This window comes from Enterobacter cloacae complex sp. SYL001 (assembly GCF_049237025.1).
Taxonomy (GTDB): domain Bacteria; phylum Pseudomonadota; class Gammaproteobacteria; order Enterobacterales; family Enterobacteriaceae; genus Enterobacter; species Enterobacter intestinihominis.
Window position 1 is genome coordinate 19,684 of the sequence record NZ_JBMKJI010000032.1, and the last position, 25,407, is coordinate 45,090.

General features: G+C 56.2%; 26 protein-coding genes and 1 tRNA gene. 19 read left to right on the plus strand and 8 right to left on the minus strand.

Going from position 1 to position 25,407, the window contains the following annotated elements; genetic code table 11:
- Positions 1 to 27: 27 nt before the first annotated feature.
- From plsY to ureG, 10 genes are all read left to right on the plus strand, one after another.
- The gene (gene plsY / locus ACOTZP_RS21125) at positions 28 to 642 is read left to right on the plus strand and encodes a glycerol-3-phosphate 1-O-acyltransferase PlsY (protein WP_022649440.1); all 615 of its coding nucleotides are present in this window, start codon (positions 28 to 30) and stop codon (positions 640 to 642) included.
- Positions 643 to 733: 91 nt separating this feature from the next.
- Positions 734 to 2,200 (plus strand): MFS transporter, encoded by a 1,467-nt coding sequence (locus ACOTZP_RS21130; RefSeq protein WP_271074549.1) that lies wholly within the window; start codon positions 734 to 736, stop codon positions 2,198 to 2,200.
- 156 nt (positions 2,201 to 2,356) lie between these two features.
- A complete protein-coding gene (locus ACOTZP_RS21135) occupies positions 2,357 to 3,184 on the plus strand; it encodes an urease accessory protein UreD (protein ID WP_271074550.1) in 828 nt (275 codons plus the stop codon).
- Between the two features lie 10 nt (positions 3,185 to 3,194).
- Entirely contained in the window at positions 3,195 to 3,497 is a 303-nt protein-coding gene (locus tag ACOTZP_RS21140) for an urease subunit gamma (RefSeq protein WP_003862556.1), read from the plus strand.
- 10 nt (positions 3,498 to 3,507) lie between these two features.
- On the plus strand, positions 3,508 to 3,822 hold the full coding sequence (locus ACOTZP_RS21145) for an urease subunit beta (RefSeq protein ID WP_022649443.1): 315 nt from the start codon (positions 3,508 to 3,510) through the stop codon (positions 3,820 to 3,822).
- Complete coding sequence (gene ureC / locus ACOTZP_RS21150; protein ID WP_058646839.1) at positions 3,815 to 5,518, plus strand: urease subunit alpha; 1,704 nt, start codon at positions 3,815 to 3,817, stop codon at positions 5,516 to 5,518. The genes ACOTZP_RS21145 and ureC overlap by 8 nt, the downstream gene beginning before the upstream one ends.
- Positions 5,519 to 5,527: 9 nt before the next feature.
- The gene (gene ureE / locus ACOTZP_RS21155) at positions 5,528 to 5,992 is read left to right on the plus strand and encodes an urease accessory protein UreE (protein ID WP_045308003.1); all 465 of its coding nucleotides are present in this window, start codon (positions 5,528 to 5,530) and stop codon (positions 5,990 to 5,992) included.
- Positions 5,993 to 6,001: 9 nt separating this feature from the next.
- A complete protein-coding gene (locus ACOTZP_RS21160) occupies positions 6,002 to 6,541 on the plus strand; it encodes a HupE/UreJ family protein (RefSeq protein ID WP_046620809.1) in 540 nt (179 codons plus the stop codon).
- Positions 6,541 to 7,215 (plus strand): urease accessory protein UreF, encoded by a 675-nt coding sequence (locus tag ACOTZP_RS21165; RefSeq protein WP_023298634.1) that lies wholly within the window; start codon positions 6,541 to 6,543, stop codon positions 7,213 to 7,215. Before ACOTZP_RS21160 ends, ACOTZP_RS21165 begins: the two co-directional genes overlap by 1 nt.
- 9 nt (positions 7,216 to 7,224) lie before the next feature.
- Positions 7,225 to 7,842: an urease accessory protein UreG gene (ureG, locus tag ACOTZP_RS21170; RefSeq protein WP_023298635.1), complete on the plus strand. Its 618-nt coding sequence runs from the start codon at positions 7,225 to 7,227 to the stop codon at positions 7,840 to 7,842.
- 87 nt (positions 7,843 to 7,929) lie between these two features.
- Here ureG and tsaD read toward each other — a convergent pair whose 3' ends face one another.
- The gene (gene tsaD, locus ACOTZP_RS21175; RefSeq protein WP_271074551.1) at positions 7,930 to 8,943 is read right to left on the minus strand and encodes a tRNA (adenosine(37)-N6)-threonylcarbamoyltransferase complex transferase subunit TsaD; all 1,014 of its coding nucleotides are present in this window, start codon (positions 8,941 to 8,943) and stop codon (positions 7,930 to 7,932) included.
- Positions 8,944 to 9,179: 236 nt separating this feature from the next.
- Between tsaD and rpsU the strand changes: the two genes are divergently transcribed.
- The 3 genes from rpsU to rpoD all read left to right on the plus strand — a co-directional run bounded on the left by rpsU (position 9,180) and on the right by rpoD (position 13,254).
- Positions 9,180 to 9,395: a 30S ribosomal protein S21 gene (gene rpsU / locus ACOTZP_RS21180; RefSeq protein WP_001144069.1), complete on the plus strand. Its 216-nt coding sequence runs from the start codon at positions 9,180 to 9,182 to the stop codon at positions 9,393 to 9,395.
- 115 nt (positions 9,396 to 9,510) lie between these two features.
- Positions 9,511 to 11,256, plus strand: a complete 1,746-nt coding sequence (gene dnaG / locus ACOTZP_RS21185; RefSeq protein ID WP_003862574.1) for a DNA primase — start codon at positions 9,511 to 9,513, stop codon at positions 11,254 to 11,256.
- Between the two features lie 153 nt (positions 11,257 to 11,409).
- Entirely contained in the window at positions 11,410 to 13,254 is a 1,845-nt protein-coding gene (rpoD, locus tag ACOTZP_RS21190; protein WP_006812010.1) for an RNA polymerase sigma factor RpoD, read from the plus strand.
- Positions 13,255 to 13,356: 102 nt separating this feature from the next.
- On the opposite strand, the gene mug is transcribed toward rpoD, so the two are convergent.
- Complete coding sequence (gene mug / locus ACOTZP_RS21195) at positions 13,357 to 13,863, minus strand: G/U mismatch-specific DNA glycosylase (protein WP_023298636.1); 507 nt, start codon at positions 13,861 to 13,863, stop codon at positions 13,357 to 13,359.
- Positions 13,864 to 13,987: 124 nt separating this feature from the next.
- On the opposite strand from mug, the gene ACOTZP_RS21200 reads away from it, so the two are divergent.
- Positions 13,988 to 14,063: transfer RNA gene (locus ACOTZP_RS21200), tRNA-Ile, on the plus strand.
- Between the two features lie 192 nt (positions 14,064 to 14,255).
- Here ACOTZP_RS21200 and ACOTZP_RS21205 read toward each other — a convergent pair.
- Complete coding sequence (locus tag ACOTZP_RS21205) at positions 14,256 to 14,510, minus strand: hypothetical protein (protein ID WP_022649451.1); 255 nt, start codon at positions 14,508 to 14,510, stop codon at positions 14,256 to 14,258.
- Between the two features lie 71 nt (positions 14,511 to 14,581).
- Here ACOTZP_RS21205 and ACOTZP_RS21210 point away from each other — a divergent pair, with 71 nt between their 5' ends.
- Positions 14,582 to 15,292: a hypothetical protein gene (locus ACOTZP_RS21210; RefSeq protein ID WP_271074552.1), complete on the plus strand. Its 711-nt coding sequence runs from the start codon at positions 14,582 to 14,584 to the stop codon at positions 15,290 to 15,292.
- Positions 15,293 to 15,567: 275 nt separating this feature from the next.
- Here ACOTZP_RS21210 and ACOTZP_RS21215 read toward each other — a convergent pair whose 3' ends face one another.
- A complete protein-coding gene (locus tag ACOTZP_RS21215) occupies positions 15,568 to 15,837 on the minus strand; it encodes a hypothetical protein (protein ID WP_332976693.1) in 270 nt (89 codons plus the stop codon).
- Between the two features lie 341 nt (positions 15,838 to 16,178).
- Here ACOTZP_RS21215 and ACOTZP_RS21220 point away from each other — a divergent pair, with 341 nt between their 5' ends.
- Positions 16,179 to 17,348: a DNA repair protein gene (locus ACOTZP_RS21220; RefSeq protein ID WP_271074553.1), complete on the plus strand. Its 1,170-nt coding sequence runs from the start codon at positions 16,179 to 16,181 to the stop codon at positions 17,346 to 17,348.
- On the opposite strand, the gene ACOTZP_RS21225 is transcribed toward ACOTZP_RS21220, so the two are convergent.
- Positions 17,349 to 18,113 (minus strand): siderophore-interacting protein, encoded by a 765-nt coding sequence (locus ACOTZP_RS21225; protein WP_271074554.1) that lies wholly within the window; start codon positions 18,111 to 18,113, stop codon positions 17,349 to 17,351.
- A gap of 145 nt (positions 18,114 to 18,258) precedes the next feature.
- Between ACOTZP_RS21225 and ACOTZP_RS21230 the strand changes: the two genes are divergently transcribed.
- A complete protein-coding gene (locus ACOTZP_RS21230; protein ID WP_017382401.1) occupies positions 18,259 to 18,753 on the plus strand; it encodes a PadR family transcriptional regulator in 495 nt (164 codons plus the stop codon).
- On the opposite strand, the gene ACOTZP_RS21235 is transcribed toward ACOTZP_RS21230, so the two are convergent.
- Positions 18,750 to 20,309, minus strand: a complete 1,560-nt coding sequence (locus ACOTZP_RS21235) for a methyl-accepting chemotaxis protein (RefSeq protein WP_045622958.1) — start codon at positions 20,307 to 20,309, stop codon at positions 18,750 to 18,752. The two genes, ACOTZP_RS21230 and ACOTZP_RS21235, sit on opposite strands and share 4 nt — an antisense overlap.
- Before the next feature lie 238 nt (positions 20,310 to 20,547).
- Positions 20,548 to 22,068, minus strand: coding sequence for a methyl-accepting chemotaxis protein (locus ACOTZP_RS21240; RefSeq protein ID WP_271074555.1), 1,521 nt, complete (start codon positions 22,066 to 22,068; stop codon positions 20,548 to 20,550).
- A gap of 422 nt (positions 22,069 to 22,490) precedes the next feature.
- On the opposite strand from ACOTZP_RS21240, the gene ygjG reads away from it, so the two are divergent.
- On the plus strand, positions 22,491 to 23,870 hold the full coding sequence (gene ygjG, locus ACOTZP_RS21245; protein ID WP_022649457.1) for a putrescine aminotransferase: 1,380 nt from the start codon (positions 22,491 to 22,493) through the stop codon (positions 23,868 to 23,870).
- 86 nt (positions 23,871 to 23,956) lie between these two features.
- On the opposite strand, the gene ACOTZP_RS21250 is transcribed toward ygjG, so the two are convergent.
- On the minus strand, positions 23,957 to 24,559 hold the full coding sequence (locus tag ACOTZP_RS21250; RefSeq protein ID WP_045308009.1) for a helix-turn-helix domain-containing protein: 603 nt from the start codon (positions 24,557 to 24,559) through the stop codon (positions 23,957 to 23,959).
- A gap of 42 nt (positions 24,560 to 24,601) precedes the next feature.
- Between ACOTZP_RS21250 and ACOTZP_RS21255 the strand changes: the two genes are divergently transcribed.
- Positions 24,602 to 25,291 carry a B3/4 domain-containing protein gene (locus ACOTZP_RS21255; protein WP_023298680.1) on the plus strand — a complete coding sequence of 230 codons (690 nt, stop codon included), beginning with the start codon at positions 24,602 to 24,604 and terminating at the stop codon, positions 25,289 to 25,291.
- Positions 25,292 to 25,407: the final 116 nt, after the last annotated feature.

The following is a 25,407-nucleotide window of genomic DNA, read 5'->3' on the forward strand; positions in this document are numbered from 1 at the left end:
GATACATTTTCAAAACGGAACAGCGTTATGAGTGCAATCGCGCCTGGAATGATTATCCTCGCCTACCTTTGCGGCTCAATCTCCAGCGCCATTCTGGTCTGCCGCATCGCCGGGTTGCCTGACCCGCGTGAAAGTGGTTCCGGGAATCCGGGGGCGACCAATGTACTACGAATTGGCGGCAAGGGAGCAGCCGTAGCGGTTTTGATTTTTGATGTTCTGAAAGGAATGCTCCCCGTCTGGGGTGCGTATGCGCTGGGCGTCACACCCTTCTGGCTGGGGCTGATTGCTATCGCCGCCTGCGTCGGCCATATCTGGCCCGTTTTCTTTGGTTTTAAAGGCGGTAAAGGCGTTGCAACCGCGTTTGGCGCGATTGCGCCGATCGGCTGGGATCTCACTGGCGTGATGGCGGGCACCTGGCTGCTGACCATCCTGCTGAGCGGCTATTCATCGCTGGGCGCCATCGTCAGCGCGCTGATCGCTCCGTTTTATGTCTGGTGGTTCAAACCGCAGTTTACCTTCCCGGTATCGATGCTCTCGTGCCTGATCCTGCTGCGTCATCATGACAACATTCAGCGCCTGTGGCGTCGCCAGGAAACCAAGATCTGGACGAAGCTCAAGCGTAAAAAGAAAGACGCTCAGTAAACCGTTCGTTATGCCTTATAACCAAATGTGATTTTTGTCCCCTTCTGCCTGTGGTAACTGTTAGGTACACAACACAACCACATAAAAGAAAATGGCAGAAATCACAGACACAACTCCCCTCCCAACGGCAGAAAACACCCCGGATGGCGACATCAAGTGGGTACGCAGCGCATCGGACGTTTCACGTCTCGTTAATGACGGCTCTCAGGGCCGGGCCAATGCCCGCATCGTGGTCGGTATCGCGCTCGGGGGAATTTTTCTCGATGCCTACGATCTCGGCGCGCTGGCATTCGGCATCAAAGACATCACCCGCGAATTTAACCTGACGCCCGCTGGTACCGGCATGGTGGCTTCAGCCATTACCTTTGGCGCGATTGTCGGGGCGCTGCTTGGCGGCTATCTTACGGATAAAATCGGGCGCTACCGCGTCTTTATGGCCGACATGGTGTTCTTTGTCGTCGCCGCCATCGCCTGTGCGCTGGCTCCGAACGAATATGTGCTGGCGGGCGCACGCTTTGTGATGGGTCTTGGCGTCGGGATCGACCTTCCCGTGGCGATGGCGTTTCTCAGCGAGTTCGCCAGGCTGAAAGGCCCGGGGAATAAAGCCTCCAGCGTCGCGATGTGGTGCCCCACCTGGTATGCGGCCATCAGCATCTCTTATCTTCTGGTGCTCTTCTTCTACGCCGTGCTGCCGGAAGGCCACAGCGACTGGCTCTGGCGTCTGATCCTTGGCTTCGGCGCGGTGCCCGCGCTGGTGATTATCGCCATCCGCAGCCGCTATATGAGCGAATCCCCGGTCTGGGCGGCGAATCAGGGCAATCTGAAAGAGGCGGCGTCCATCCTGCGGCAGTCGTACAACATTAATGCCCACGTGCCGCAGGATGCGCTTGACCAGCCCGCGCCGGTGGTCAATAAGGCAAAATGGTCGAACTACCTGAATCTGTTCCGCGGTATCTACCTGCGGCGTACCACGCTCGCCACGCTGCTGTCGGTTGTCTCCTCGTTCGCCTATAACGCCGTAGCCTTTGGCCTGCCGGTGATCATTTCCAGCTTCTTTGTGCAGTCGATGCTGACCACCATTCTGATCTCGCTGGCGCTTAACCTGCTGTTTGCGTTTGTCGGCGGGCTGCTGGCAGTGCGCTATGTTCCGCGCTTCGGCGCGTGGCGAATGTCACTGGCGGGTTACGCCTGCCAGCTGGTGGCGCTGCTCAGTCTGGCGCTGATTGGCCGCCCTGACGGGGCCACGGAAGGCGTGGTCGCCGTCGCGATGCTGGCGCTGTTCCTGTTTGGCCAGGGTTTTGGTCCGGGTGCGCATACCATGACGTTTGCCTCCTTGAGCTACCCGACCTCGCTGCGCGGCGTGGGCGTGGGGCTTAACCAGACGCTGATGCGCAGCAGTTCAACGCTGTCACTGTTTCTGTTCCCGCTACTGGTCGCGTCGCTGGATACCGCCGTGTTCTGGGTGATTGCGCTGGCGCCGTTTATCGGCCTGGTATCGCTGCTGGCGATCCGTTGGGAGCCGTCGGGGTATGATGTGGATGCAGAGGATTATCGCTAGCCTTTCTTGCCGGGTGTCGCTGCGCTTACCCGGCCTACATTACTGAAACCGGCTCACATGAACCGGTTTTTTTATCCATAAGCGACTCATATGACAGCCTTCATTTCCGCCAGGGCATACTGAAACGTACCCCGATAGTGTGGAAATGGAAGCACCATGTTAGCAACTCAGGTCACTGATAATTCATACAAAGGCTGGCAGGCCACGCTTGCCCTCCAGTTTTGTTATACCCCTGAGAAAACCCTCCTCCATTCCGCGCGTCACACCGGGCCGCTCACCGTTCAGCGCCCGTTTTACCCTGAAGGCGAGACCTGCCATCTTTACCTGCTGCATCCGCCAGGCGGGATTGTGGGCGGGGATACGCTGGATATTTCCGTGCGGCTCGACGCCAAAAGCCATGCCCTCATCACCATGCCCGGCGCCAGCAAGTTCTATCGCAGCAGCGGCCCGCAGGCCTGTCTGAATCAGCATTTTTACCTCGACGAAGAGGCCATGCTGGAGTGGCTGCCGCAGGACACCATTATTTTCCCCGGTGCGCACGCCGCGCTGCGTTCCGTCTTTCACCTGCACGCCACCAGCACGCTGCTGGCGTGGGAGCTGTACTGCCTTGGCCGACCGGTGATAAACGAAACCTTCAGCCACGGCACGCTGGAGAGCCGCCTTGAGGTGTGGGTGGATGGCGAGCCGCGTTTGATTGAGCGACTGCATCTTAACGATGGCGATCTGTCGCCCGTCGCAGGCCATCCGTGGGTCGGCACGCTGCTGTTCTACCCGGCCCGGGAAGCTCATCTTGATACAGTGCGCGAGCGGCTCGCCCCGCTGGAAAACTTTGGCGGGGCGACGCTCACCGACGACCTGCTGTCGGTGCGTTTTCTCTCCCACAACAACCTCATTTGCCAGCGGGTGATGCGCGATATCTGGCAGTCGCTTCGCCCGTTTTTAACCCCCAAAACCGCCTGTTCGCCGCGTATCTGGCAGACATAAGAGAAACGCTATGGAACTGACTCCCAGAGAAAAAGACAAGCTGTTGCTGTTCACCGCCGCGCTGGTTGCCGAACGCCGCCTCGCGCGCGGGGTAAAGCTCAACTACCCGGAATCGGTCGCGCTGATCAGCGCCTTTATTATGGAAGGCGCGCGCGATGGCGAAACCGTCGCCTCGCTGATGGAAGCCGGCCGCCACGTCCTGACGCGCGATCAGGTGATGGAGGGCGTGCCGGAGATGATCCCGGATATACAGGTGGAAGCCACCTTCCCGGACGGATCCAAGCTCGTCACCGTCCACAATCCGATCGTGTAAGGAGCGCGTGATGATCCCAGGCGAATACCGGATCCAGTCCGGCAACATTGCGCTCAACGTCGGGCGCGAAACCCGAAGTGTGATCGTGGAAAACCACGGCGACAGGCCGATCCAGGTCGGCTCGCATTACCACTTTTACGAGGTCAACCCGGCGTTGAAATTCGATCGCGAAGCCACTCGAGGCTACCGACTCAACATCCCGGCCGGTACTGCCGTGCGCTTCGAGCCCGGCCAGAAGCGGGAAGTGGCGCTGGTGCAGGTGACGGGCGCGCAGCGCATTTTTGGTTTTCGCGGCGAGGTCATGGGCGAGGTGAAACATGGCTGAGATTTCACGCCAGGCGTATGCCGATATGTTCGGCCCCACTACCGGGGATAAAGTGCGGCTGGCCGACAGCGAGCTGTGGATCGAAGTGGAGGACGATCTCACGATCTACGGCGAAGAGGTTAAATTCGGCGGCGGAAAAGTGATCCGCGACGGCATGGGACAGGGGCAGATGACCGCCGACGACTGCGTGGATCTGGTGCTCACCAACGCGCTGATTGTCGATCACTGGGGGATTGTGAAAGCGGATATCGGCATAAAAGATGGGCGGATCTTCGCCGTCGGCAAAGCCGGAAACCCGGACATTCAGCCCGGCGTGACGATCCCGATTGGCGCGGCAACGGAGGTGATCGCCGCAGAAGGGAAGATCGTCACCGCTGGCGGGATCGACACCCACATCCACTGGATCTGTCCGCAGCAGGCGGAAGAGGCGCTGGTCTCCGGCGTCACCACCATGATCGGCGGCGGCACCGGCCCTGCGGCAGGTACAAATGCCACCACCTGCACGCCGGGGCCGTGGTATATCGCCCGCATGTTGCAGGCCGCCGATACGCTGCCGGTGAATATTGGCCTGCTGGGCAAAGGGAACGGTTCAAACCCGGACGCGCTGCGCGAGCAGATCGCGGCTGGCGCCATCGGGCTTAAGATCCACGAAGACTGGGGCGCGACGCCTGCGGCAATCAACTGCTCGCTGGAGGTCGCTGAAGAGATGGATATTCAGGTGGCGCTGCACAGCGACACACTGAACGAGTCCGGTTTTGTCGAAGACACGCTGGCCGCCATCGCCGGGCGCACCATCCACACCTTCCACACCGAAGGGGCGGGCGGCGGCCATGCGCCGGATATCATCACCGCCTGCGCGCACCCGAATATTTTGCCCTCCTCCACCAACCCGACGCTGCCCTACACGGTGAATACCATCGACGAGCACCTGGACATGCTGATGGTCTGTCACCATCTCGACCCGGATATCGCCGAGGACGTGGCATTTGCGGAATCCCGTATTCGTCGGGAAACCATCGCCGCCGAAGACGTGCTGCACGATATCGGCGCGTTCTCGCTCACCTCGTCAGATTCACAGGCCATGGGCCGCGTGGGGGAAGTGATTATCCGCACCTGGCAGGTGGCGCACCGCATGAAGGTGCAGCGCGGCGCACTGCCGGAAGAGACAGGCGAGAACGACAACTTCCGCGTGAAGCGCTATGTCGCCAAATACACCATTAATCCGGCTCTTACCCACGGCATCGCCCATGAGGTCGGTTCTATTGAGGCGGGCAAGCTGGCGGATCTGGTGGTCTGGTCCCCCGCTTTCTTTGGCGTCAAACCGGCCACCATCGTCAAAGGCGGGATGATCGCCTGCGCGCCGATGGGCGACATCAACGCCTCGATCCCCACGCCGCAGCCGGTGCATTACCGCCCGATGTTTGGTGCACTTGGTGCCGCACGCCACGCCACGCGGCTGACGTTTGTCTCGCAGGCCGCTGATGCCAGCGGCATTCCGCAGCGGCTCGGATTGCAAAGCGCCACCGCGGTGGTGAAAGGCTGCCGGACGGTGAAAAAGGCCGACATGATCCACAACGATTTACAGCCGAATATCACCGTTGACTCGCAAACCTATGAGGTTCGCGTCGACGGCGAATTGATCACCAGCGAACCGGCAGAAGTTTTGCCGATGGCGCAACGCTATTTTCTGTTTTGAGGAGTGATGATGATTTATTTAACCCAACGCCTGGACCACGCGCACCCCGTCACCGCCAGCGTTACGCTGCCGATTGACGTGCGGGTAAAAAGCCGCGCCCGCGTGGCGCTGAACGACGGCCGCGAAGCCGGGCTAATGCTGCCGCGCGGCCTGCTGCTGCGCGGGGGCGACCTGCTGACTACCGACGACGGCAGCGAAGTGATCGAAGTGATCGCCGCCCCGGAGTCGGTTTCCGTGGTGCGCTGTGCCGACCCGTTCCTGCTCGCCCGCGCCTGTTATCACCTGGGCAACCGCCACGTACCGCTGCAAATCATGCCCGGCGAACTGCGCTACCACCACGATCACGTTCTCGACGACATGCTACGTCAGTTCGGGCTGGAGGTGACCTTCGCCAGCCTGCCCTTTGAACCGGAAGCGGGCGCTTACACCAGCGATGCCCACAGCCATGGCCACTCCCACGCTCATTCACATTAAGGACTCATCATGCGTAAGTATTTGCCGTTGTTTCTGCTGGCCTTTTCCGTTCCGGCGCTTGCCCATCCCGGTCACGGGACCGACAGCTTTCAGGCAGGTTTTCTCCATCCGCTGACCGGGCTGGATCACCTGCTGATGCTGACGGGGGCTGGCGTGCTGTCCGCCCTGAGCGGCCGCAAGCTGCTGCTGCCGTTAGCAACGCTCGGCATGATGCTTGCTGGCGCCGTTGCGGGCAGCCTGCTCGGCGGCTTTAGCGGCATGGAGATGCTGATTATCGCCTCGCTGGCGGTCTGCGGCGTGATGATGTTTAAGACTGAAAATCGCCTGCTGCTGGCGGTTCCAGCCCTGGCGATGTTCCATGGCTGGGCGCACGGCGTGGAGATGTCCGGCCACAGCTTCTGGCTCTTTACCAGCGGATTTATGTTAGCCAGTGCCACGGTGCTGTGCGCCAGCTTCGCGGCAGGGCTGCTGCTGCGCCGTCACGACGTCCTGCGTAAAACCTTCGGCGGCGGGCTGATCGTCTCTGCCCTGCTGGCGCTGATGAGCTGATGGAGCACGCCCGCCAGCGGCTGCGCCTGATGCAGCTCTCCAGCAGTAGCCTGCCGGTCGGATCGTATACCTGGTCACAGGGGCTGGAGTGGGCTGTCGAGGCCGGGTGGATCACGGACGCTGAGGCTTTCAGGCGCTGGCAGATCCAGCAGATGGAGCAGAGCTTTTTCTGCGTCGACCTGCCGCTGTTTATCCGCCTGTATCATGCCTGCGAGAAGCAGGAGGTCGCGACAGCAAAACGCTGGACGGCATACCTCCTCGCCTGTCGGGAAACGCGCGAACTGCGCGAGGAAGAACGCAACCGCGGCGCAGCCTTTACGCGCCTGGTTAAAAGCTGGGAACCCGCCTGCCCGCCAGAATGGCTGCCGCTGTTGATGCAGAGCCAGCTCGGCGGTATGGCGTGGCTCGGCGTGCGCTGGGGCATTAGCGCGCGCGAGCTGGCGCTGAGCCTCGGCTACAGCTGGATTGAGAGCGCGGTGATGGCGGGCGTCAAGCTGGTGCCGTTTGGGCAGCAGGCCGCACAACAGCTGATTATCGACCTGAGCGACCATTTTGCCGCCGGGTTTGAACAGGCATTTTTACGTGGCGACGACGCGCTGGGGGCAGCTACGCCGCTGTCCGCCATCGCCTCCGCGCGCCACGAAACCCAATATTCACGACTATTCCGTTCCTGAGGAGTCAATATGGCTGATTACAAACATCCCCTGCGCGTTGGCGTGGGCGGCCCGGTAGGGTCGGGCAAAACCGCCCTGCTGGAAGCGCTCTGCAAGGCGATGCGCGACACCTATCATCTTGCGGTGGTGACTAACGATATCTACACCAAAGAGGATCAGCGCATCCTGACCGAGGCGGGTGCGCTTGAGCCAGAGCGCATCGTAGGGGTGGAAACGGGCGGCTGTCCGCACACCGCCATCCGCGAAGATGCCTCAATGAACCTGGCAGCGGTGGAAGCCTTGAGCGAGAAGTTCGGCAATCTGGATCTGATCTTCGTCGAAAGCGGCGGGGATAACCTGAGCGCGACCTTCAGCCCGGAGCTGGCGGACCTCACCATCTACGTGATCGACGTGGCCGAGGGGGAAAAAATTCCGCGCAAGGGCGGGCCGGGGATCACCAAATCCGATTTTCTGGTGATCAATAAAACCGACCTCGCGCCGTACGTGGGGGCGTCGCTGGAGGTAATGGAGCGCGACACTAATCGCATGCGCGGCGAGCGTCCGTGGACCTTTACCAACCTGAAGGCGGGTGACGGGCTGGCGACGATCATTGCGTTTCTGGAAGAGAAAGGGATGCTGCGGATGTAGTGCGGTTTATTGCCGGGTGGCGGCTTCGCCTGACCCGGCCTACGATTTTTGCAGACCCGGTAAGCGCAGCGCCACCGGGCAAAAGACTTACGCCTCAGGCAGCTCCGCCAGCGGCCAGCGCGGACGCACGGACACGCTCAGGTCAGCCGTGGCGCCAGCGTTCAGGCGCACCATCCCGGCGTAGGCGATCATCGCCCCGTTATCGGTACAAAATTCCGGACGCGCGTAGAACACTTCCCCACGACGCTTTTGCATCATTTCGGCAAGCTTCGCGCGCAGCGTACGGTTGGCGCTCACGCCACCGGCCATCACCAGGCGCTTAAAGCCCGTCTGATCCAGCGCACGCTTGCACTTGATCATCAGCGTATCCACCACCGCATCTTCGAACGCGCGGGCGATGTCGGCACGCGTCTGCTCGCCGTCGTCGTTATTGCGAATGGTGTTCGCCGCGAAGGTTTTCAGACCGGAGAAACTAAAATCCAGCCCCGGACGATCGGTCATCGGACGCGGGAAGACAAAGCGCCCTTCCGTTCCCTGCGCGGCCATTTTCGACAGCATCGGGCCGCCAGGATAATCCAGGCCCAGCAGCTTGGCGGTTTTGTCGAAGGCTTCACCGGCCGCGTCGTCGATTGATTCGCCCAGCAGCTCATACTTGCCAATGCCCGTTACGCTAATCAGCTGCGTATGACCGCCGGAGACCAGCAGCGCCACAAACGGGAACGCTGGCGGATTGGCTTCCAGCATCGGAGCCAGAAGATGTCCTTCCATATGGTGAACCGGAATGGCCGGAACGTCCCACGCGAAGGCCAGCGAACGCCCTACCGTTGCGCCGACCAGCAGCGCGCCAACCAGGCCCGGTCCTGCAGTATAGGCCACGGCATCAATATCTTTTGCACTTAACCCGGCCTCTTTCAGTGCCGCCTTAATCAGGGGAACCGTTTTACGCACGTGGTCACGAGAGGCCAGTTCAGGCACGACGCCACCGTAGTCAGCGTGCAATTTCACCTGACTATACAGTTGGTTGGCCAGAAGCCCTTTTTCGTCGTCGTAAATCGCGATGCCGGTTTCATCGCAGGATGTTTCAATACCCAGTACACGCATGACTTGTTTTACCTCGTTTCAATACCGCGCAGTGTAGAGCCTGGGCGGGTTGATGTAAAACTTTGTTCGCCCCAGGAAGAAGCCTCGTGTATACTCTTCCCCCTTATAAAAGTCCCTTTCAAAATCGCATCGGTGCTTTACAAAGCAGCAGCATTTGCAGTAAAATTCCGCACCATTTTGAAATAAGCTGGCGTTGATGCCAGCGGCAAACCGAATTTATTAAAGGTGAGAGTTACATGCCGGTAATTAAAGTACGTGAAAACGAGCCGTTCGACGTAGCACTGCGTCGCTTCAAACGTTCATGCGAGAAAGCAGGTGTTCTGGCTGAAGTTCGTCGTCGTGAGTTTTATGAAAAACCAACGACCGAACGTAAGCGCGCTAAAGCTTCCGCTGTGAAACGTCACGCGAAGAAACTGGCTCGCGAAAACGCACGCCGTACTCGTCTGTACTAATCTGTTGAGGGCCACAGCCCTCAATTGACAGACAGAGTTGTAGTCGTAAGGCCGTGCTTCCGGAAGGAATGCGCGGCTTGTTTTCGTTTATAAGTCGCTTAAATTTTTGGGGCATATGGCCGGAAGAATCCCACGCGTTTTCATCAATGACCTGCTTGCCAGAACCGACATCGTCGATCTCATCGACGCGCGGGTGAAGCTAAAAAAGCAGGGCAAGAACTACCATGCGTGCTGTCCGTTCCATAACGAAAAAACCCCCTCTTTCACCGTAAACGGTGAAAAGCAGTTCTACCATTGCTTCGGCTGTGGCGCACACGGTAATGCCGTCGATTTTTTGATGAACTACGACAAGCTCGAGTTCGTTGAAACCGTCGAAGAGCTGGCGGCGATGCATAACCTTGAAGTGCCGTATGAAGCAGGCAGTGGGCCAAGTCAGATCGAGCGCCATCAGCGGCAAACGCTATATCAGTTGATGGATGGCCTGAATTCGTTTTACCAACAGTCTCTTAAGCACTCTGCGGCTGAGCCTGCGCGTCAGTATCTGAACAAGCGCGGACTGAGCGACGATGTGATTGCGCGTTTCGCTATTGGTTACGCCCCGCCCGGCTGGGACAACGTGTTAAAGCGTTTTGGCGGCAATAGCGAAGATCGTAAATCCCTCATCGACGCAGGCATGCTGGTCACCAACGACCAGGGACGAAGCTACGACCGCTTCCGTGAACGGGTGATGTTCCCGATCCGCGACAAGCGTGGCCGGGTGATAGGTTTTGGTGGTCGCGTGCTGGGTGATGCCCTGCCGAAATACCTTAACTCCCCGGAAACCGATATTTTCCATAAGGGCCGCCAGCTTTACGGTCTTTATGAGGCACAGCAGGATAATGCGGAACCTCCGCGTCTTCTGGTCGTCGAAGGCTATATGGATGTTGTTGCGCTGGCGCAGTACGACATTAACTATGCCGTTGCGTCGCTGGGAACGTCCACCACGGCGGACCATATCCAGTTGCTGTTCCGCGTCACCAACAACGTGATTTGCTGTTACGACGGTGACCGCGCAGGACGCGACGCCGCCTGGCGAGCGCTGGAAACCGCGTTGCCGTATATGACCGACGGGCGTCAGCTACGCTTTATGTTCCTGCCCGACGGTGAAGACCCGGATACGCTGGTGCGTAAAGAGGGCAAAGCGGCATTTGAAGCGCGGATGGAGCAGGCTCAGCCGCTCTCCACGTTTCTGTTTAACAGCCTGATGCCGCAGGTGGATTTGAGTACCCCTGACGGGCGCGCGCAGCTCAGCACGCTGGCGCTGCCGTTAATCAGCCAGGTGCCCGGCGAAACGCTGCGCATCTATCTGCGTCAGGAGTTAGGCAACAAGCTCGGCATTCTGGATGACAGCCAGCTTGAACGTTTAATGCCTAAACAGGCTGAAAACGGCACGGTACGCCCCGCGCCTCAGCTAAAACGCACAACCATGCGTATACTGATAGGGTTGCTGGTGCAAAACCCCGAACTTGCTCCGCAAGTGCCGTCACTGGCGGGTTTGAACCACGAAAAATTGCCCGGACTTGGCTTATTTTCAGAATTGGTCAACACTTGTTTGTCTCAGCCAGGTCTGACCACCGGACAACTTTTAGAGCATTATCGCGGCACAAAAGAGGCCGCTACCCTTGAAAAACTGTCGATGTGGGACGATATAGCAGATAAGGATATCGCAGAAAAAACGTTCACCGACTCACTCAACCATATGTTTGATTCGATGCTTGAGTTGCGCCAGGAAGAGTTGATAGCTCGCGAGCGCACCCATGGCTTAAGCAGCGAAGAACGCCGGGAGCTCTGGATGATTAACCAGGAACTGGCGAAGAAATAAAAAATTTAACGGCTTAAGTGCCGAATATCGATCGGGAAGCCCCCGGCAGCCGCACTGAGAGGCAGCGGCAAAAATATAAGTACGCCCTCGCTTTAAAGGTTGGCAGCCCTATCGCCGACACCAATCAAACGAATTAAGTGTGGATACCGTCTTATGGAGCAAAACCCGCAGTCACAGCTGAAACTTCTTGTCCAACGCGGTAAGGAGCAAGGCTATCTGACCTATGCCGAGGTCAATGACCATCTGCCGGAAGATATCGTCGATTCAGATCAGATCGAAGATATCATCCAAATGATCAATGACATGGGCATTCAGGTGATGGAAGAAGCACCGGATGCCGATGATCTGTTGCTGGCTGAAACCTCCAACAACACTGACGAAGATGCGGAAGAAGCTGCTGCACAGGTACTGTCCAGCGTGGAATCTGAAATCGGGCGTACCACTGACCCGGTCCGCATGTACATGCGTGAAATGGGTACCGTTGAACTGTTGACCCGCGAAGGCGAAATTGACATCGCAAAACGCATCGAAGACGGGATCAACCAGGTTCAGTGCTCTGTTGCCGAATACCCGGAAGCGATTACCTATCTGCTGGAGCAGTACGATCGCGTTGAAGCGGAAGAAGCGCGTCTGTCCGATCTGATCACTGGATTTGTCGACCCGAACGCTGAAGAAGATATGGCGCCAACCGCCACTCACGTCGGTTCTGAGCTGTCTCAGGAAGAGATGGATGACGACGAAGACGAAGATGAAGAAGAAGACGACGACAGCAGCGACGACGACAACAGCATCGACCCTGAACTGGCGCGCGAGAAGTTTGCCGAGCTGCGTACTCAGTACGAAGTGACGCGTGACACCATCAAAGCGAAAGGCCGCAGCCATGCTGCCGCTCAGGAAGAGATCCTGAAGCTGTCGGAAGTGTTTAAACAGTTCCGCCTGGTGCCAAAACAGTTCGACTACCTGGTGAACAGCATGCGCGTGATGATGGATCGCGTACGTACCCAGGAACGTATCATCATGAAGCTGTGTGTTGAACAGTGCAAAATGCCGAAGAAGAATTTCATCACCCTCTTCACCGGCAATGAAACCAGCGAAACCTGGTTCAACGCCGCTATCGCGATGAACAAGCCGTGGTCTGAAAAGCTGCACGACGTGAAAGAAGACGTACAGCGCGGCCTGCAAAAGCTGCATCAGATTGAAGAAGAGACCGGCCTGACCATCGAGCAGGTGAAAGACATCAACCGTCGTATGTCTATCGGTGAAGCGAAAGCCCGCCGTGCTAAGAAAGAGATGGTTGAAGCGAACTTACGTCTGGTTATCTCTATCGCCAAGAAATACACCAACCGTGGCCTGCAGTTCCTGGATCTGATTCAGGAAGGCAACATCGGTCTGATGAAAGCGGTAGATAAGTTTGAATACCGTCGTGGTTACAAGTTCTCCACCTATGCTACCTGGTGGATCCGTCAGGCGATCACCCGCTCTATCGCAGACCAGGCGCGTACCATCCGTATTCCGGTGCATATGATTGAGACCATCAACAAGCTCAACCGTATTTCTCGCCAGATGTTGCAGGAGATGGGTCGCGAGCCGACGCCGGAAGAGCTGGCTGAACGCATGCTGATGCCGGAAGACAAGATCCGCAAAGTGCTGAAAATCGCTAAAGAGCCAATCTCCATGGAAACACCAATCGGTGATGATGAAGATTCGCATCTGGGTGATTTCATCGAGGATACTACCCTCGAGCTGCCGCTGGACTCTGCCACCACCGAGAGCCTGCGTGCCGCTACGCACGACGTGCTGGCTGGCCTGACCGCCCGTGAAGCGAAAGTGCTGCGTATGCGTTTCGGTATCGATATGAACACCGACCACACGCTGGAAGAAGTGGGTAAACAGTTTGACGTGACCCGCGAACGTATCCGTCAGATCGAAGCGAAGGCGCTGCGTAAGCTGCGCCATCCGAGCCGCTCTGAAGTACTGCGTAGCTTCCTGGACGACTAACCCATGTAAACCGCAAAAAGCTCCCAATCGGGAGCTTTTTTTTTGTTTATTCCCTCTCCCTGTGGGAGAGGACCAGGGTGAGGGCATCAGGCCGCAGAGGAGCTAAAGCCCCCTCACCACCAGCGCCTCATCAAGTTCCCGATACGCCTCCACCAGCTTGTCCAGCGTCGCCCTGTTCAGCCCGCTCGGATTCGGCAACACCCAAACCTGCGTTACGCCAATGGTAATGTTCTGCTTACCCCACTTCGCACCGCGCTGGCTGAACGCCTGCTCGTAGGCCTGCTTGCCGAGGATCGCCAGCGCCGCGGGCTGGTAGTCTTCAATCTTCTTCACCAGTTCCCGCCCGCCAGTACGCAGCTCATGCAGATTTACTTCGCTCGCCTGCACCGTTGGACGCTCGACCAGCATGGTGATGCCACAGCGCGTATCCAGCAGCTGCTGCTCTTCTTCCGGCTTAAGCTGTTTGTCGGTAAAACCGGCCTGGTGGATCACCTTCCAGAAGCGATTTCCCGGATGAGCAAAGTGAAAACCGGTGTGCGCCGAGGACTTGCCCGGGTTGATTCCGCAGAACACCACCCGCAGGCCAGGGGCCAGAATATCATTGATCATCTCTACTCCTGTCTATGCATCTTAAGATAAGTATAAAGGATTGATTATGCGTTGTTTATAAAAACAGCAGGCAGGTGTGAATGGCTGGATTGCTGAGGTGAGTTACTTTATAATTCACCGCCACGGCCCCTTAGCTCAGTGGTTAGAGCAGGCGACTCATAATCGCTTGGTCGCTGGTTCAAGTCCAGCAGGGGCCACCAAATTTTAGCTTTAGAATCATATAATTAAGCCACTCTAACGAGTGGCTTTTTCTATGTAACTGACAGTGTTCCATTATCGTTACATGGCATCTTAACTGAACCCGATCTCGATCCAGACCCCAATTGTATGACGCAGATCAGAACACACTTAACTCCCCCCTCACCTGCCGCCTTGTGGATCAGTTTTGAAGATTAGCTTTTGTATCGAGTGACATGGCGGTAAATTTTTTTCGTTACAAAAATGGCGAGTATGCCCAGCAGAATTGAAGCTAAGCCAAGGAAAATCAATAAAGAAAGGATATGACTAAACAAGCCACCAAAGCTTGTAAAATCACCCAATCGAGCAAACTGCTCCGGAGTGAGTACACGAACGACGATCTCTGGAATAGTTAGAAAGAAAATAATCACCACTAGAACATAAATTGCCACTCTACCGCTTTTTTTCATTTTCTTCCTTGCCCCCTATGACAATGATGATCAATTATTGACAGGGTAATGTTACAACAAGGGAAATAACAATGGCAGACGGCTATGCAAAAATGAAGTTGCAATCAGAAAGGAATCTAGCCCTGGCGCTAACCAAAGCATTGCGAGAAATACAAGCTACCAATATGAGTGCTATCGAAAATCTAAAGCTTGGTACACAACGTATAATTAACTATGGTTCGTGCCTGATACCAGACGATTACTACCGCAATACCTGTCGCGAGCTAATAAATGAAGACCGCCGTCTCACATTAGCACTTGCCGAAATCTATAACCGAAACGATGTTGCTCTTGATATGGTTGAGATTTACTTTCAGAAAACTCTCAAAAGACTGGGAGAGCAAAAAAGTAACAATCTCGGTGCATTTCTTAAAAAGGAATTAGGCGATAAGGCTTATGAGTACGCTGAGAAATCTAGCAAACTAGCGCTGTCCTTAACTATTGCAAAGCTGATAATCAGTAGCGGCGATTTTCACGAGTCGCATATCAGAATGGTTAATTCTTTATCATCAATGTATGTTAACGGTGCTATAATCTATTCGAAAGCACAGGTGGCGGCGCTAGCAGCTAATAAGCTCAAATTTCAGGACCCTGCATATTACCAGGCATTGTACCAACAGAATCTGGAGATGCTTTACTTTCTTATTGAACCGCAAATGACAAAAATAATTTATCAAATTGAATCAGGTGGCAACAATGAGGAAATAATCGGCGATGCTTTATATGAGTTATTAAGAAGATGAAACGAGCAATATTATGGTTTTTGCAATCATATATTTATTATATCCCTATAGCGCTCATCGTTGCTGGTGCTTATCTTTTTGCGCGTTTCATCCCTGACTATTTTGGTATTCTTACCCTGACATGGATCATCATCGTTACCTATTTTTATGTAAAACATAATCGTTGGTTTTGATGGAAATCAGGAACCCCACATGCCACATGCGCACAAGAAAAAAGCCAGCCCCACACTCCCACGGTGTTGGCCTTGCTTTAAAGCAGTGATATTCACAACAGGTTAAAACACGTAACACATGCCCAGCGTAAATTCGTTAGAGACAATATGCGCCTTCATCTGCTCATTCTTTAAGCCACGCATGTTCGCATAGTTGTTATATCCACTGTCGATCTTACCCATATCGATATAGTGATAGCCCCGGTCGACATACAGATGCTCACCGCCTAAGTGCTCTTTCTGTTTGCCGCCAGAACGGTAGCCGGGATCATCGCGATCGGCAGGGCGACTACAATAGCTTTCATCTTCATCTACACTCCTTTGGAAAAGCATTCCGCACGGCGAACCATCGTCTGCCAGTGTCAGGAAAAGTCAGTGACACGAAGCGTAAGCACTCCCGAAAGGGCAAACTATTCGGGGGAATACGCGTTTTACCTGGTAATTTTAAGTAGGGACTGGTCTTGGTTTTAAAGCGATTGCTATTTATTTCAACGGATTAGCGCTTATCATCAAAAGCAACCTGCTCATTTCATCTGTTACGCGCCCATCTTCACATTCTGCAATTCTAAAGAAATCCCCCATCGCGCCGATCATCATCCGTGTGTATTATTTCCAGTAGCTTTTACAACAACTAACCTTAACTCAAATACTTAAGCGCCAGAGCGAAAGGCATCATGAGCACACCGATCAAACGGCTAGAAATCATTAAAAATGCCATTGAGCTGGAAGATGACGACATCATCCGGAGCCAGTTGAAACGTCTCAAAGAGGAAGCCTTTGACGATAATCTCCTGTCCATCGTCGCGGCGCTTGAGCAGAAAAATTACACCGCAGCCCTTCGCGCTATCACCGCCTGGCTGCAAAGCCAGCGCGCCGTTACCCCGTGGCGTGACCCGCAACTGGCGGCCAGCAAGCTGGAGCTAAAGGCTCTGGAAGAGCGCTTGCGCGATCTGATTGATCGCCGTAACGCCCGGGTACAGCAGCTTGATGAGTTCAACGATCTCTATTTCTCCCGCCTCGGGCCGTTGATGCAGCAGATCCTCGCCCTGCGTAAAACGCTGGCGGAGCTTAACCTGCGTCGTCAGCAGGCGGAGACGCGTCGTCGGGAAGAGGATTACCGCCGCTGCCAGGGCTATATGGCGCAGGCCGTAGAGGATCTGACAACGCTCACCCGGCGCTGGCGAGATCTGCCTGCGGATTCCGTTCAGGCGGCAGAGGCGCGCAAGCATCTTCAGCAGCAAAGTAATCTGATTGCCAACCTGCTGGCCGAAGCGATGGAGTTGGAGACCGGTTTAACGCGTGAAGAAGAGCCAGCACGTCAGGCGCGCGATGAGGCCAACGAAGAGTACAAGAAGTATCGCGAACAGCATCATGATGCCGAAGTGCGCCTGCGTAAAGGCAAGGATCTCTCTGAAGAGGATCGGAACGAGCTGAAGCGGCTCTGGCGTCAGGCGAGCAAGCTATGCCACCCGGATCTGGTTGCCGATGATTTAAAAGAAGAAGCCAACAGGATGATGGTGCAACTCAACCAGGCCAAACAGCGCGGCGACGTGAAGGCCATTCGCTCGCTGGTCGCCCGTCTGCAACAAGGATTCGAACCGATGATGGCGAGCGACAGGCTGAACGACCTGGAACGTATTCGCAAAAAGATGGCGCAGGTGCGTGAGCAAATCGACACCCTGGTGAACGAGCTGGCAGAGCTGGAGAAGGAAGAATCCTGGCTGCTCGTCTCGTCGCTCAGCAATATGGAAGCCTACTTTGCCCAGCAGGAGAAAGCGTTGAAAGAGGTATGCGCCTCGCTCGAACATCAGGTGAGCGAAGCGCAGCTGGATCCCGCTGCCTGATTATTTGGCGTGCCAGTACGCGCTGGCACGCACCAGCTGCGGGTCAATTGCGTCGCTTTCAAACTGACGGCTCAGGCGTTTCACCACCTTCCCCTCCCCGGTGAGCCAGATAAAGTAATCCTCTTCCGGCACGTCCAGCGCGGCAAGATGGTCGGCCACCGCCTGCTCGTTGTGGCCGATAACCCAGGTGATGTTGAACCCGCTCAGGTGCGCCAGATAGTCCTGGTACGCCGCATCGCCTACGGTGACGATGGCATGGATCGCCGGGCGAACAGGCAGTTTTGCGATGCCTTCTAAACGGCGGCGCAGCGCGGGCATGCCCGACTCGTCGCACACGTACAGCTGCCAGGCGTAATCTTCCGGCACCACCAGCGAACCACGCGGACCGCCGATGGTCAGTTTGTCGCCCACCTTCGCCTCTACCGCCCAGTTGCTGGCAATGCCGCCATCATGAACGAAGAAATCGAGCGCCAGCTCATGTTTTTCGTCATCGTACAGCGGGGTGTAGTCACGCGCCTGCGGACGCACCCCGTCGCCCCAGTCGATGCCTTCATCGGTCACCACAGGCGGCACGAAAGTGGTGCCCGGTGCCGGGAAAAAGACTTTGGTATGGTCGTCAAAGCCGCGAGAGCTAAAGCCCTCCAGCGCCTCGCCGCCTAGTACAATGCGCTGAAATCCTGCGCTGACTCGCTCAGTGCGCATCACGTTCAGCTCACGAAAACGCAGGTCATTGCGGACACGTTGAGGGTAACGGATAGATGCCATGTTGATGCCCTTCTCAGGTGAATACGATATATCGGAATGAATTTTTAATGATAATGATTGCTATTAACTCAGAAATCAAGATCTTTTAGATTGCATCTGAATATATCTTAGATATAGTTTAGATATATCAAATTGAGGAAGAAACATGCGACACGAACACGACGGCGGCGGACGCCGGCCACGATTTTTTGGCCATGGTGATTTGCGGCTGGTGATCCTGGATATCCTGACCCGCAACGCGAGCCATGGTTATGAGCTGATTAAAGAGATCGAAAACCTGACGCAGGGACATTACACGCCAAGCCCTGGCGTGATCTACCCGACGCTGGATTACTTGCAGGATCAGGCGCTGATCACCATTACCGAAGAAGAGAACGGCCGTAAGCGGATTGCAATTAACGCCGCCGGGCAGCAATGGCTGGATGACAATCGGGAACAGCTGGAGCAGATCCAGACGCGTATCAAGGCGCGCTCCGTCGGATTCCAGCTGCGCAAAAACCCACAGATGAAGCGGGCGCTGGATAACTTCAAAGCGGTTCTGGATCTGAAGGTTAATCAGGGAGAACTCAGCGACGCGCAGTTAAAACAGATTATCGGCGTGATTGACCGCGCGGCACTGGAGATCTCCCAGCTGGATTAAGCCAGCACGCCGTCGCTCACGCGGAACACGCGAACCAGCTCTTTCAGGTGCATCGCCTGTTCGTTAAGGGATGCCGCCGCCGCAACGGACTCCTCCACCAGCGCGGAGTTCTGCTGGGTGGTGGCGTCTATCAGGCCAATCGCGCTGTTGATCTGCGAGATACCTTCTGTCTGTTCATGGCTGGCCTGGCGAATTTCACGCAGGATGACGTCCATCTCTTCCACGTTGCCGACCATGCCGTTGATAAGCCCGCTGGCTTTCTCCACAAGGTTCATGCCGTCCTGCGTCTGGCTTGTGGAGCTTTCAATCAGCTGGCGGATCTCACTTGCTGATGTTGCACTTTTCTGCGCGAGTTGGCGTACCTCGCCCGCCACCACCGCAAAGCCGCGGCCATGCTCACCCGCGCGCGCCGCTTCGACCGCCGCGTTCAGCGCCAGAATGTTGGTCTGGAAGGCAATGGCGTCGATCAGGTCGATAATGTCGGACATCCGGTTCGATGTTTCGTTAATCAAGCGCATTTTGCTGGTGACCTGCTTCATCATCTCGCCGTTGTTTTTGACCACGGCAGCCGCATCGGCAGACAGGTTCGTCGCTTCTCCGGTGTGGGACGCGGTGTTCTTCACCGTGGCGGTAATCTGCTCCATCGACGCGGCCGTCTGCTCAACGGAACTGGCCTGCTCCTCCGTGCGGGCAGCCAGATCCTGGTTGCCTGCGACAATCTGCGCGGCGGCGCTGGAGATGTTTTCCGATCCGGTTTGCACCTGCTGCACAATCTCCAGCAGGCGCGTTTTCATCTCCATCAATGCGGTGAGAAGCAGTCCGGTTTCATCTTTACCGTGCGAGGTAATGCTGCCGGTGAGATCGCCATCGGCGATGGCCTCCGCAAAATTCACCGCGTCGTTCAGCGGGCGGGTAATGGATCGCACAATGAACCAGCCAGTCAGGCTGGCTGCCGCGACGCTGAAAAGCGTAATCAGGATCAGCAGCAGACGATTAGTGCGGAAATCGCCTTCCACCTGCTCGCCCGCACTCTGCATTTCATGATCCTGGATCGCAATCAGCGCCTGCACTTTCGCTTTATAAGACTGTTGCAGGTCCAGGGTGTTGGTCATCATCTCGTTTATCGCGCCCGCACGGTCGTTATTCTGCACGGACTGCAAAATGCGGTAGCGCGAGTCAAGATATTGCTGGCGTACGCCGTGGATGTCCGCCAGCACCTGTTGGGATTTTTTATCCTTGAGAGCGTTGTCCAGCTCGCTCAGGATTGCGGTGATGCGCTCGCTTATCGCCTTCAGACGCTGTTCTGATTGCGTCGTGTACGTTCCCTGTTCGTCCAGCAGCATGAGCTGCTGCGTGCTGATAAATTCCTGGAAGTTGTCGATTAACTGGTTCGCTTTTACCGTAGTTGGATAGTCGCTGGTAAGAATGGTTTGCATTCCATTGTTTGCCCGATTCAGGCTCATCAGAGACAAGCTTGCGCTGACGACCATCAGGACAATAAATAATCCAAACGCCAGAAATAATTTCGTGCCGATCTTTACGTCATGTATGAACATATTTACCCCATCGATGTGATTATTTCTCAGACGATCGCTGTTATCGGTAGGAAACGCGCTAACTTTATGACTTTGATCGTTTTTTTATTTCTCACTTTCAATAAATCCGGGGCGGAGCAATTAAAAATCGGATGCTTTTTTTAGTTACTTAATATTTCATTAACAACATAACTTATTCTGAAAAACAAAAAGCCGTTTACCCCGGAGGAATAAACGGCTTTATCGAAGCATGCATTTCTTAATGCAGCACGGTAACCGCATCTTCAAGACGTCCAGCCCGGTGCTTAACCATCGCGGAAATCTGCGCGCTCTCTTCGACCAGGTCAGCATTTTTCTGCGTAATGCTGTCCAGTTCTGCCACGGCACGGGTCAGCTCTGTCAGGCCTGTCGCCTGCTCGGAGGTGGAGTGGCTGATCTGCGCGATAAGCTGCGTGACGTTTTTCACCTGCTCGACAATATCATCCATGGTACGTCCCGCGGCGTGGACCTGATCGGCGCCCGACTGCACTTTGCTGGCGCTGGCGTCGATCAGCTTGCGAATATCGTTAGCCGCGTTCGCGCTGCGGCTGGCAAGATGACGCACTTCGCCCGCCACCACCGCAAAGCCTTTCCCCTGTTCGCCCGCGCGTGCCGCCTCAACCGCGGCGTTCAGCGCCAGAATATTGGTCTGGAAGGCGATGTCATTGATAAGCGAGGTAATAGAGCCAATGCGCTGGGTACTGTCGGCAATGTCATCCATGGTTTTCACCACGGTCTGCATCACGGTGCCGCCCTGCGTGGCCGCGCTGCTGGCAGCCATCGACAGCTTGTCGACTTCGGCTGCGGTCTCAGAGTTACTCTGCACCGACGCCGCCATCTGGTTCATTGTTGCCACGGTCTGCTGCACGTTAGCCACGGTCTGGCGCGTGCGGTCGTTGAGATCTTCATTACCCTGCGCCAGCCTGTCGCTGCCGTCGCGCACGCTCACCACCTGGCTGGAGACGTCGTTGATAAGCCAGCGGCACATCAGCCCCAGTTGTCCGACGGCCCGCAGCGTCAGCCCCAGTTCATCGCTGCGGTTAAGATGCTGCACGCTGTTACGCTCGCCGGTAGCGACCCTGAGCGCCTGCCTTGCGACGTTTTCCACCGGGCGGACAATCTGTTGCTCAAACACCAGGGTGCCAAGCAGCATCACCACGGCTGCCGCCACCAGCGAAGCCCAGCCTGTGGCACTGGCAACCAGCGTTGCAGCCATCACCGCAAAAAGTACCGCCATTACGCTACGCACGCGCCAGCGCAGCGGCATCGCCGGTAATTTGCCGAGCCAGCCTTTGCGCACCACCAGCCCTTTATGAATGCGTTTTTTGCTACGTCCTTCATTGAGCGCCTTATAAAGCGGCTCCACCGCGGCGACCTCGTCCTCGGTGGCGCGGGTACGAATGGACATATAGCCCGTCATCTGACCGTTACGCACCATCGGTACCGCATTGGCGCGTACCCAATAGTGATCGCCATTTTTACGTCGGTTTTTGACAATCCCGCTCCAGGGCTCGCCCTTTTGCAGCGTGTACCACATGTCGGCAAAAGCCGCTTTCGGCATATCCGGGTGGCGCACAATGTTGTGCGGCTGCCCGAGCAACTCCTGAAGCGTAAAGCCACTCACTTGCACAAAGGTGTCGTTAGTGTGGGTCATGTAGCTGTGGAGGTCGGTGGTCGACATAAGCGTGGTGTCATCGTCCAGCGGATATTCATTCTGGGTGACATAGTCAGGAGAGGACATAGTGAGCATCCCTTGCAGGTTATTTGAATGTTAATTTTGTGGCTTATGTTTTTTCGGCGATAAAAAATTTATCTTTAGTTGTTAAATATGATTGAGATCGCAAATCTCGGTTAAACCGCACTTTTCGTACGCTTTTCTAATTAATTGATTTAAAATACTTTCGACACGAAACTACCTACAAAGCATGATCCCCCGGCGCACACTTAAGGCGCATTTCCTGCCCTGGAGCAGTGCAATTGACGAAACCCAATCCCCGGCTCGTTATCCCTTATCCCGTGCGGCGCGCGATGGCATGATTAAATATTGTGCAACTTTGATTTCAGCTGGCGTTTATCCCGATTTTTGTTAAGGCATCTGAGGTGGCGTAATCCCTGCAATACTTAACTCAGTATCATGTGATACGCGATCCCCGGGAGCATATTTTGAACAGGTTACCTTCCAGCGCCTCGGCTCTTGCCTGTACCGCGCACGCACTGAATCTCATTGAAAAGCGAACGCTTGATCATGAGGAGATGAAACAACTTAACCGTGAGGTCATTGATTACTTTAAAGAGCATGTGAATCCTGGTTTTCTGGAGTATCGCAAATCTGTTACCGCCGGCGGGGATTACGGAGCCGTAGAGTGGCAAGCGGGGAGTCTGAATACGCTTGTCGACACCCAGGGACAGGAGTTTATCGATTGCCTGGGTGGTTTTGGTATTTTCAACGTGGGGCACCGTAATCCAGTTGTGGTTTCCGCCGTACAGAATCAACTTGCGAAACAACCTCTCCATAGCCAGGAACTGCTCGATCCGCTTCGCGCCATGCTCGCGAAAACGCTGGCAGCCTTAACGCCCGGTAAGCTGAAATACAGCTTCTTCAGCAACAGCGGCACCGAATCGGTCGAAGCGGCGATTAAACTCGCCAAAGCGTACCAGTCGCCGCGCGGGAAATTCACCTTTATCGCCACCAGCGGCGCGTTCCACGGGAAATCCCTGGGCGCACTGTCGGCGACCGCCAAATCCACCTTCCGCAAACCGTTTATGCCGCTGCTGCCGGGCTTCCGCCACGTACCGTTCGGCGACATCAACGCCATGCGCACCATGCTGAGTGAATGCCGTAAAACCGGCGACGACGTGGCGGCGGTGATCCTGGAGCCGATTCAGGGCGAAGGCGGGGTGATCCTCCCGCCGCAGGGCTATCTGCCCGCCGTGCGTCAGCTGTGCGATGAGTTTGGCGCGCTGCTGATCTTCGACGAAGTGCAGACCGGGATGGGGCGCACCGGCAGGATGTTCGCCTGCGAGCATGAGAACGTTCAGCCAGACATTTTATGCCTGGCGAAAGCGCTCGGCGGCGGCGTGATGCCGATTGGCGCAACGGTCGCCACTGAGGAGGTCTTCTCGGTGCTATTCGACAACCCGTTCTTACATACCACCACCTTTGGCGGTAACCCGCTGGCCTGTGCGGCAGCGCTGGCCACCATCAACGTGCTGCTGGAGCAAAACCTGCCTGCGCAGGCGGAGCAGAAAGGCGACATGCTGCTGGACGGCTTCCGTCAGCTGGGCCGGGAATACCCGGATTTGGTACAGGATGCACGCGGGAAAGGGATGCTGATGGCGATTGAGTTCGTTGATAACGAAACCGGTTATAGCTTCGCAAGCGAGATGTTCCGCCAGCGGGTACTGGTGGCGGGAACGCTCAACAACTCGAAAACCATCCGCATTGAGCCACCGTTGACGCTCACCATTGAGCAGTGTGAGCAGGTGCTGAAGGCGGCGCGTAAGGCGCTGGCGGCGCTGCGGGTGAGCGTGGAAGAGGCGTAAAAAACGCCGGGTGGCGCTACGCTTACCCGGCCTACAACATACTGCAGATGTCGGCCCGGTAAGCGTTAGCGCCACCGGGCTGCTTTTTATCGGTGAAACTCTGCCACCGTCATGGTGAAGCGAAGCACGGTATCGCTTTCATTGGCATAGCCGTGCGCCGCTTCCGTTTTCGCCACCGCCGACGCGCCAGCATTAACCTGTGCCACCGTCTCGTCCACCGTCAGGGTTAATACGCCTTCGTTCACGTGCAGCAGCTCAAACGTTCCCGCCGGATGTCCCGGAGAGGTGAACGTTTCTCCCGGATGCATCTCCCACTGCCACAGCTCAATCATGTCCGGGCCTGCGGTGCCTGCCAGCAATCTGGCGTAACCGCCCTGTGCGCCCTGCCACAGAACTGGGATCGCCTCTTCCTGAATAATGTGTACCTGCGGCTCGCTGGAGACATTAACGATATCTGCCACCGAAACGCCAAGCGCGGCGGCCAGTTTACACAGAATGGCAATGCTGGGGTTGGCAGCCCCTTTTTCGATCTCCACCAGCATGCCTTTGCTGACGCTGGCGCGGCGAGAAAGCTCGTCCAGCGACAGTTTTTTCTCTTTCCGCCAGCTGCGGATACGGTTCGCGACGGCCAGGCTTACCTGGGCAACATCGGCGCCCGCGTCGGTCATTATATTGACTTTATCAGTCATTGGTCACTACCATGGTATAAAACAGTCAATACAGGATTATTTATGTCCCTTGTAGCACCGTCAATAGATTCGCGACTTGTCGGGATCGCGCCCGGCTTTCGGGCGTTGAGCATTCAGGTTGAAGCCGCCCCGATCACCCAACCGGAGGTTGCTCCCGCCGCGCTGGCGCAGGTCTGCCAGCAGATGCTCAATGATGATGTGCCCTGGGCAGAAAATCATCTCGCCGCCTGGGATGAGGTGTTTAAAGCCTTTGGTGCAAAACCCAAACGTACGCCCTGCTCGGCCTCGGCTCTGCGTAAGCGCGTGATGAGAGACGGTTCGCTGCCGCCGCTCGACCCGGTGGTGGATATCTATAATGCCATCAGCATCCGCTACGCTATTCCGGTGGGGGGAGAAAATCTGGCGGCTTACGCGGGTGCGCCGCGCCTGACGCTGGCCGACGGCAGCGAGCCGTTTGATACCTTTAAAGAGGGTGAGCCGGTAGTCGAAAACCCGGAACCAGGCGAAGTTATCTGGCGTGACGATCTTGGCGTCACCTGCCGCCGCTGGAACTGGCGACAGGGGATACGCACGCGTCTGGACAGCCAGGCGCAGTCCATGTGGTTTATTCTCGAAAGCCTGCCGTCGATGCCGCTGGCGGCATTACAGGAAGCTGGCGATGAGCTGGTGAGCAATCTGCAAAAGCTGATGCCGGGCGCGACGGCGCGTGTTCAGTTGCTGGAGCTGGCGTGAACAACGCCGGGTGGCGCTTCTGTATGACCGGATACATAGGTAACAGATCAGACCGGGAACATAGGTAACACTTTTCAGTCTATCCGGAGCACACTCTGGGTTTTTCGGTCGTAGTA

Coding starts and splice junctions, on each gene's coding strand:
- plsY (WP_022649440.1), top strand. CDS start 28: ATGAGTGCAATCGCGCCTGGAATGATTATCCTCGCCTACCTTTGCGGC.
- ACOTZP_RS21130 (WP_271074549.1), top strand. CDS start 734: ATGGCAGAAATCACAGACACAACTCCCCTCCCAACGGCAGAAAACACC.
- ACOTZP_RS21135 (WP_271074550.1), top strand. CDS start 2,357: ATGTTAGCAACTCAGGTCACTGATAATTCATACAAAGGCTGGCAGGCC.
- ACOTZP_RS21140 (WP_003862556.1), top strand. CDS start 3,195: ATGGAACTGACTCCCAGAGAAAAAGACAAGCTGTTGCTGTTCACCGCC.
- ACOTZP_RS21145 (WP_022649443.1), top strand. CDS start 3,508: ATGATCCCAGGCGAATACCGGATCCAGTCCGGCAACATTGCGCTCAAC.
- ureC (WP_058646839.1), top strand. CDS start 3,815: ATGGCTGAGATTTCACGCCAGGCGTATGCCGATATGTTCGGCCCCACT.
- ureE (WP_045308003.1), top strand. CDS start 5,528: ATGATTTATTTAACCCAACGCCTGGACCACGCGCACCCCGTCACCGCC.
- ACOTZP_RS21160 (WP_046620809.1), top strand. CDS start 6,002: ATGCGTAAGTATTTGCCGTTGTTTCTGCTGGCCTTTTCCGTTCCGGCG.
- ACOTZP_RS21165 (WP_023298634.1), top strand. CDS start 6,541: ATGGAGCACGCCCGCCAGCGGCTGCGCCTGATGCAGCTCTCCAGCAGT.
- ureG (WP_023298635.1), top strand. CDS start 7,225: ATGGCTGATTACAAACATCCCCTGCGCGTTGGCGTGGGCGGCCCGGTA.
- tsaD (WP_271074551.1), bottom strand. CDS start 8,943: ATGCGTGTACTGGGTATTGAAACATCCTGCGATGAAACCGGCATCGCG.
- rpsU (WP_001144069.1), top strand. CDS start 9,180: ATGCCGGTAATTAAAGTACGTGAAAACGAGCCGTTCGACGTAGCACTG.
- dnaG (WP_003862574.1), top strand. CDS start 9,511: ATGGCCGGAAGAATCCCACGCGTTTTCATCAATGACCTGCTTGCCAGA.
- rpoD (WP_006812010.1), top strand. CDS start 11,410: ATGGAGCAAAACCCGCAGTCACAGCTGAAACTTCTTGTCCAACGCGGT.
- mug (WP_023298636.1), bottom strand. CDS start 13,863: ATGATCAATGATATTCTGGCCCCTGGCCTGCGGGTGGTGTTCTGCGGA.
- ACOTZP_RS21205 (WP_022649451.1), bottom strand. CDS start 14,510: ATGAAAAAAAGCGGTAGAGTGGCAATTTATGTTCTAGTGGTGATTATT.
- ACOTZP_RS21210 (WP_271074552.1), top strand. CDS start 14,582: ATGGCAGACGGCTATGCAAAAATGAAGTTGCAATCAGAAAGGAATCTA.
- ACOTZP_RS21215 (WP_332976693.1), bottom strand. CDS start 15,837: ATGCTTTTCCAAAGGAGTGTAGATGAAGATGAAAGCTATTGTAGTCGC.
- ACOTZP_RS21220 (WP_271074553.1), top strand. CDS start 16,179: ATGAGCACACCGATCAAACGGCTAGAAATCATTAAAAATGCCATTGAG.
- ACOTZP_RS21225 (WP_271074554.1), bottom strand. CDS start 18,113: ATGGCATCTATCCGTTACCCTCAACGTGTCCGCAATGACCTGCGTTTT.
- ACOTZP_RS21230 (WP_017382401.1), top strand. CDS start 18,259: ATGCGACACGAACACGACGGCGGCGGACGCCGGCCACGATTTTTTGGC.
- ACOTZP_RS21235 (WP_045622958.1), bottom strand. CDS start 20,309: ATGTTCATACATGACGTAAAGATCGGCACGAAATTATTTCTGGCGTTT.
- ACOTZP_RS21240 (WP_271074555.1), bottom strand. CDS start 22,068: ATGTCCTCTCCTGACTATGTCACCCAGAATGAATATCCGCTGGACGAT.
- ACOTZP_RS21250 (WP_045308009.1), bottom strand. CDS start 24,559: ATGACTGATAAAGTCAATATAATGACCGACGCGGGCGCCGATGTTGCC.
- ACOTZP_RS21255 (WP_023298680.1), top strand. CDS start 24,602: ATGTCCCTTGTAGCACCGTCAATAGATTCGCGACTTGTCGGGATCGCG.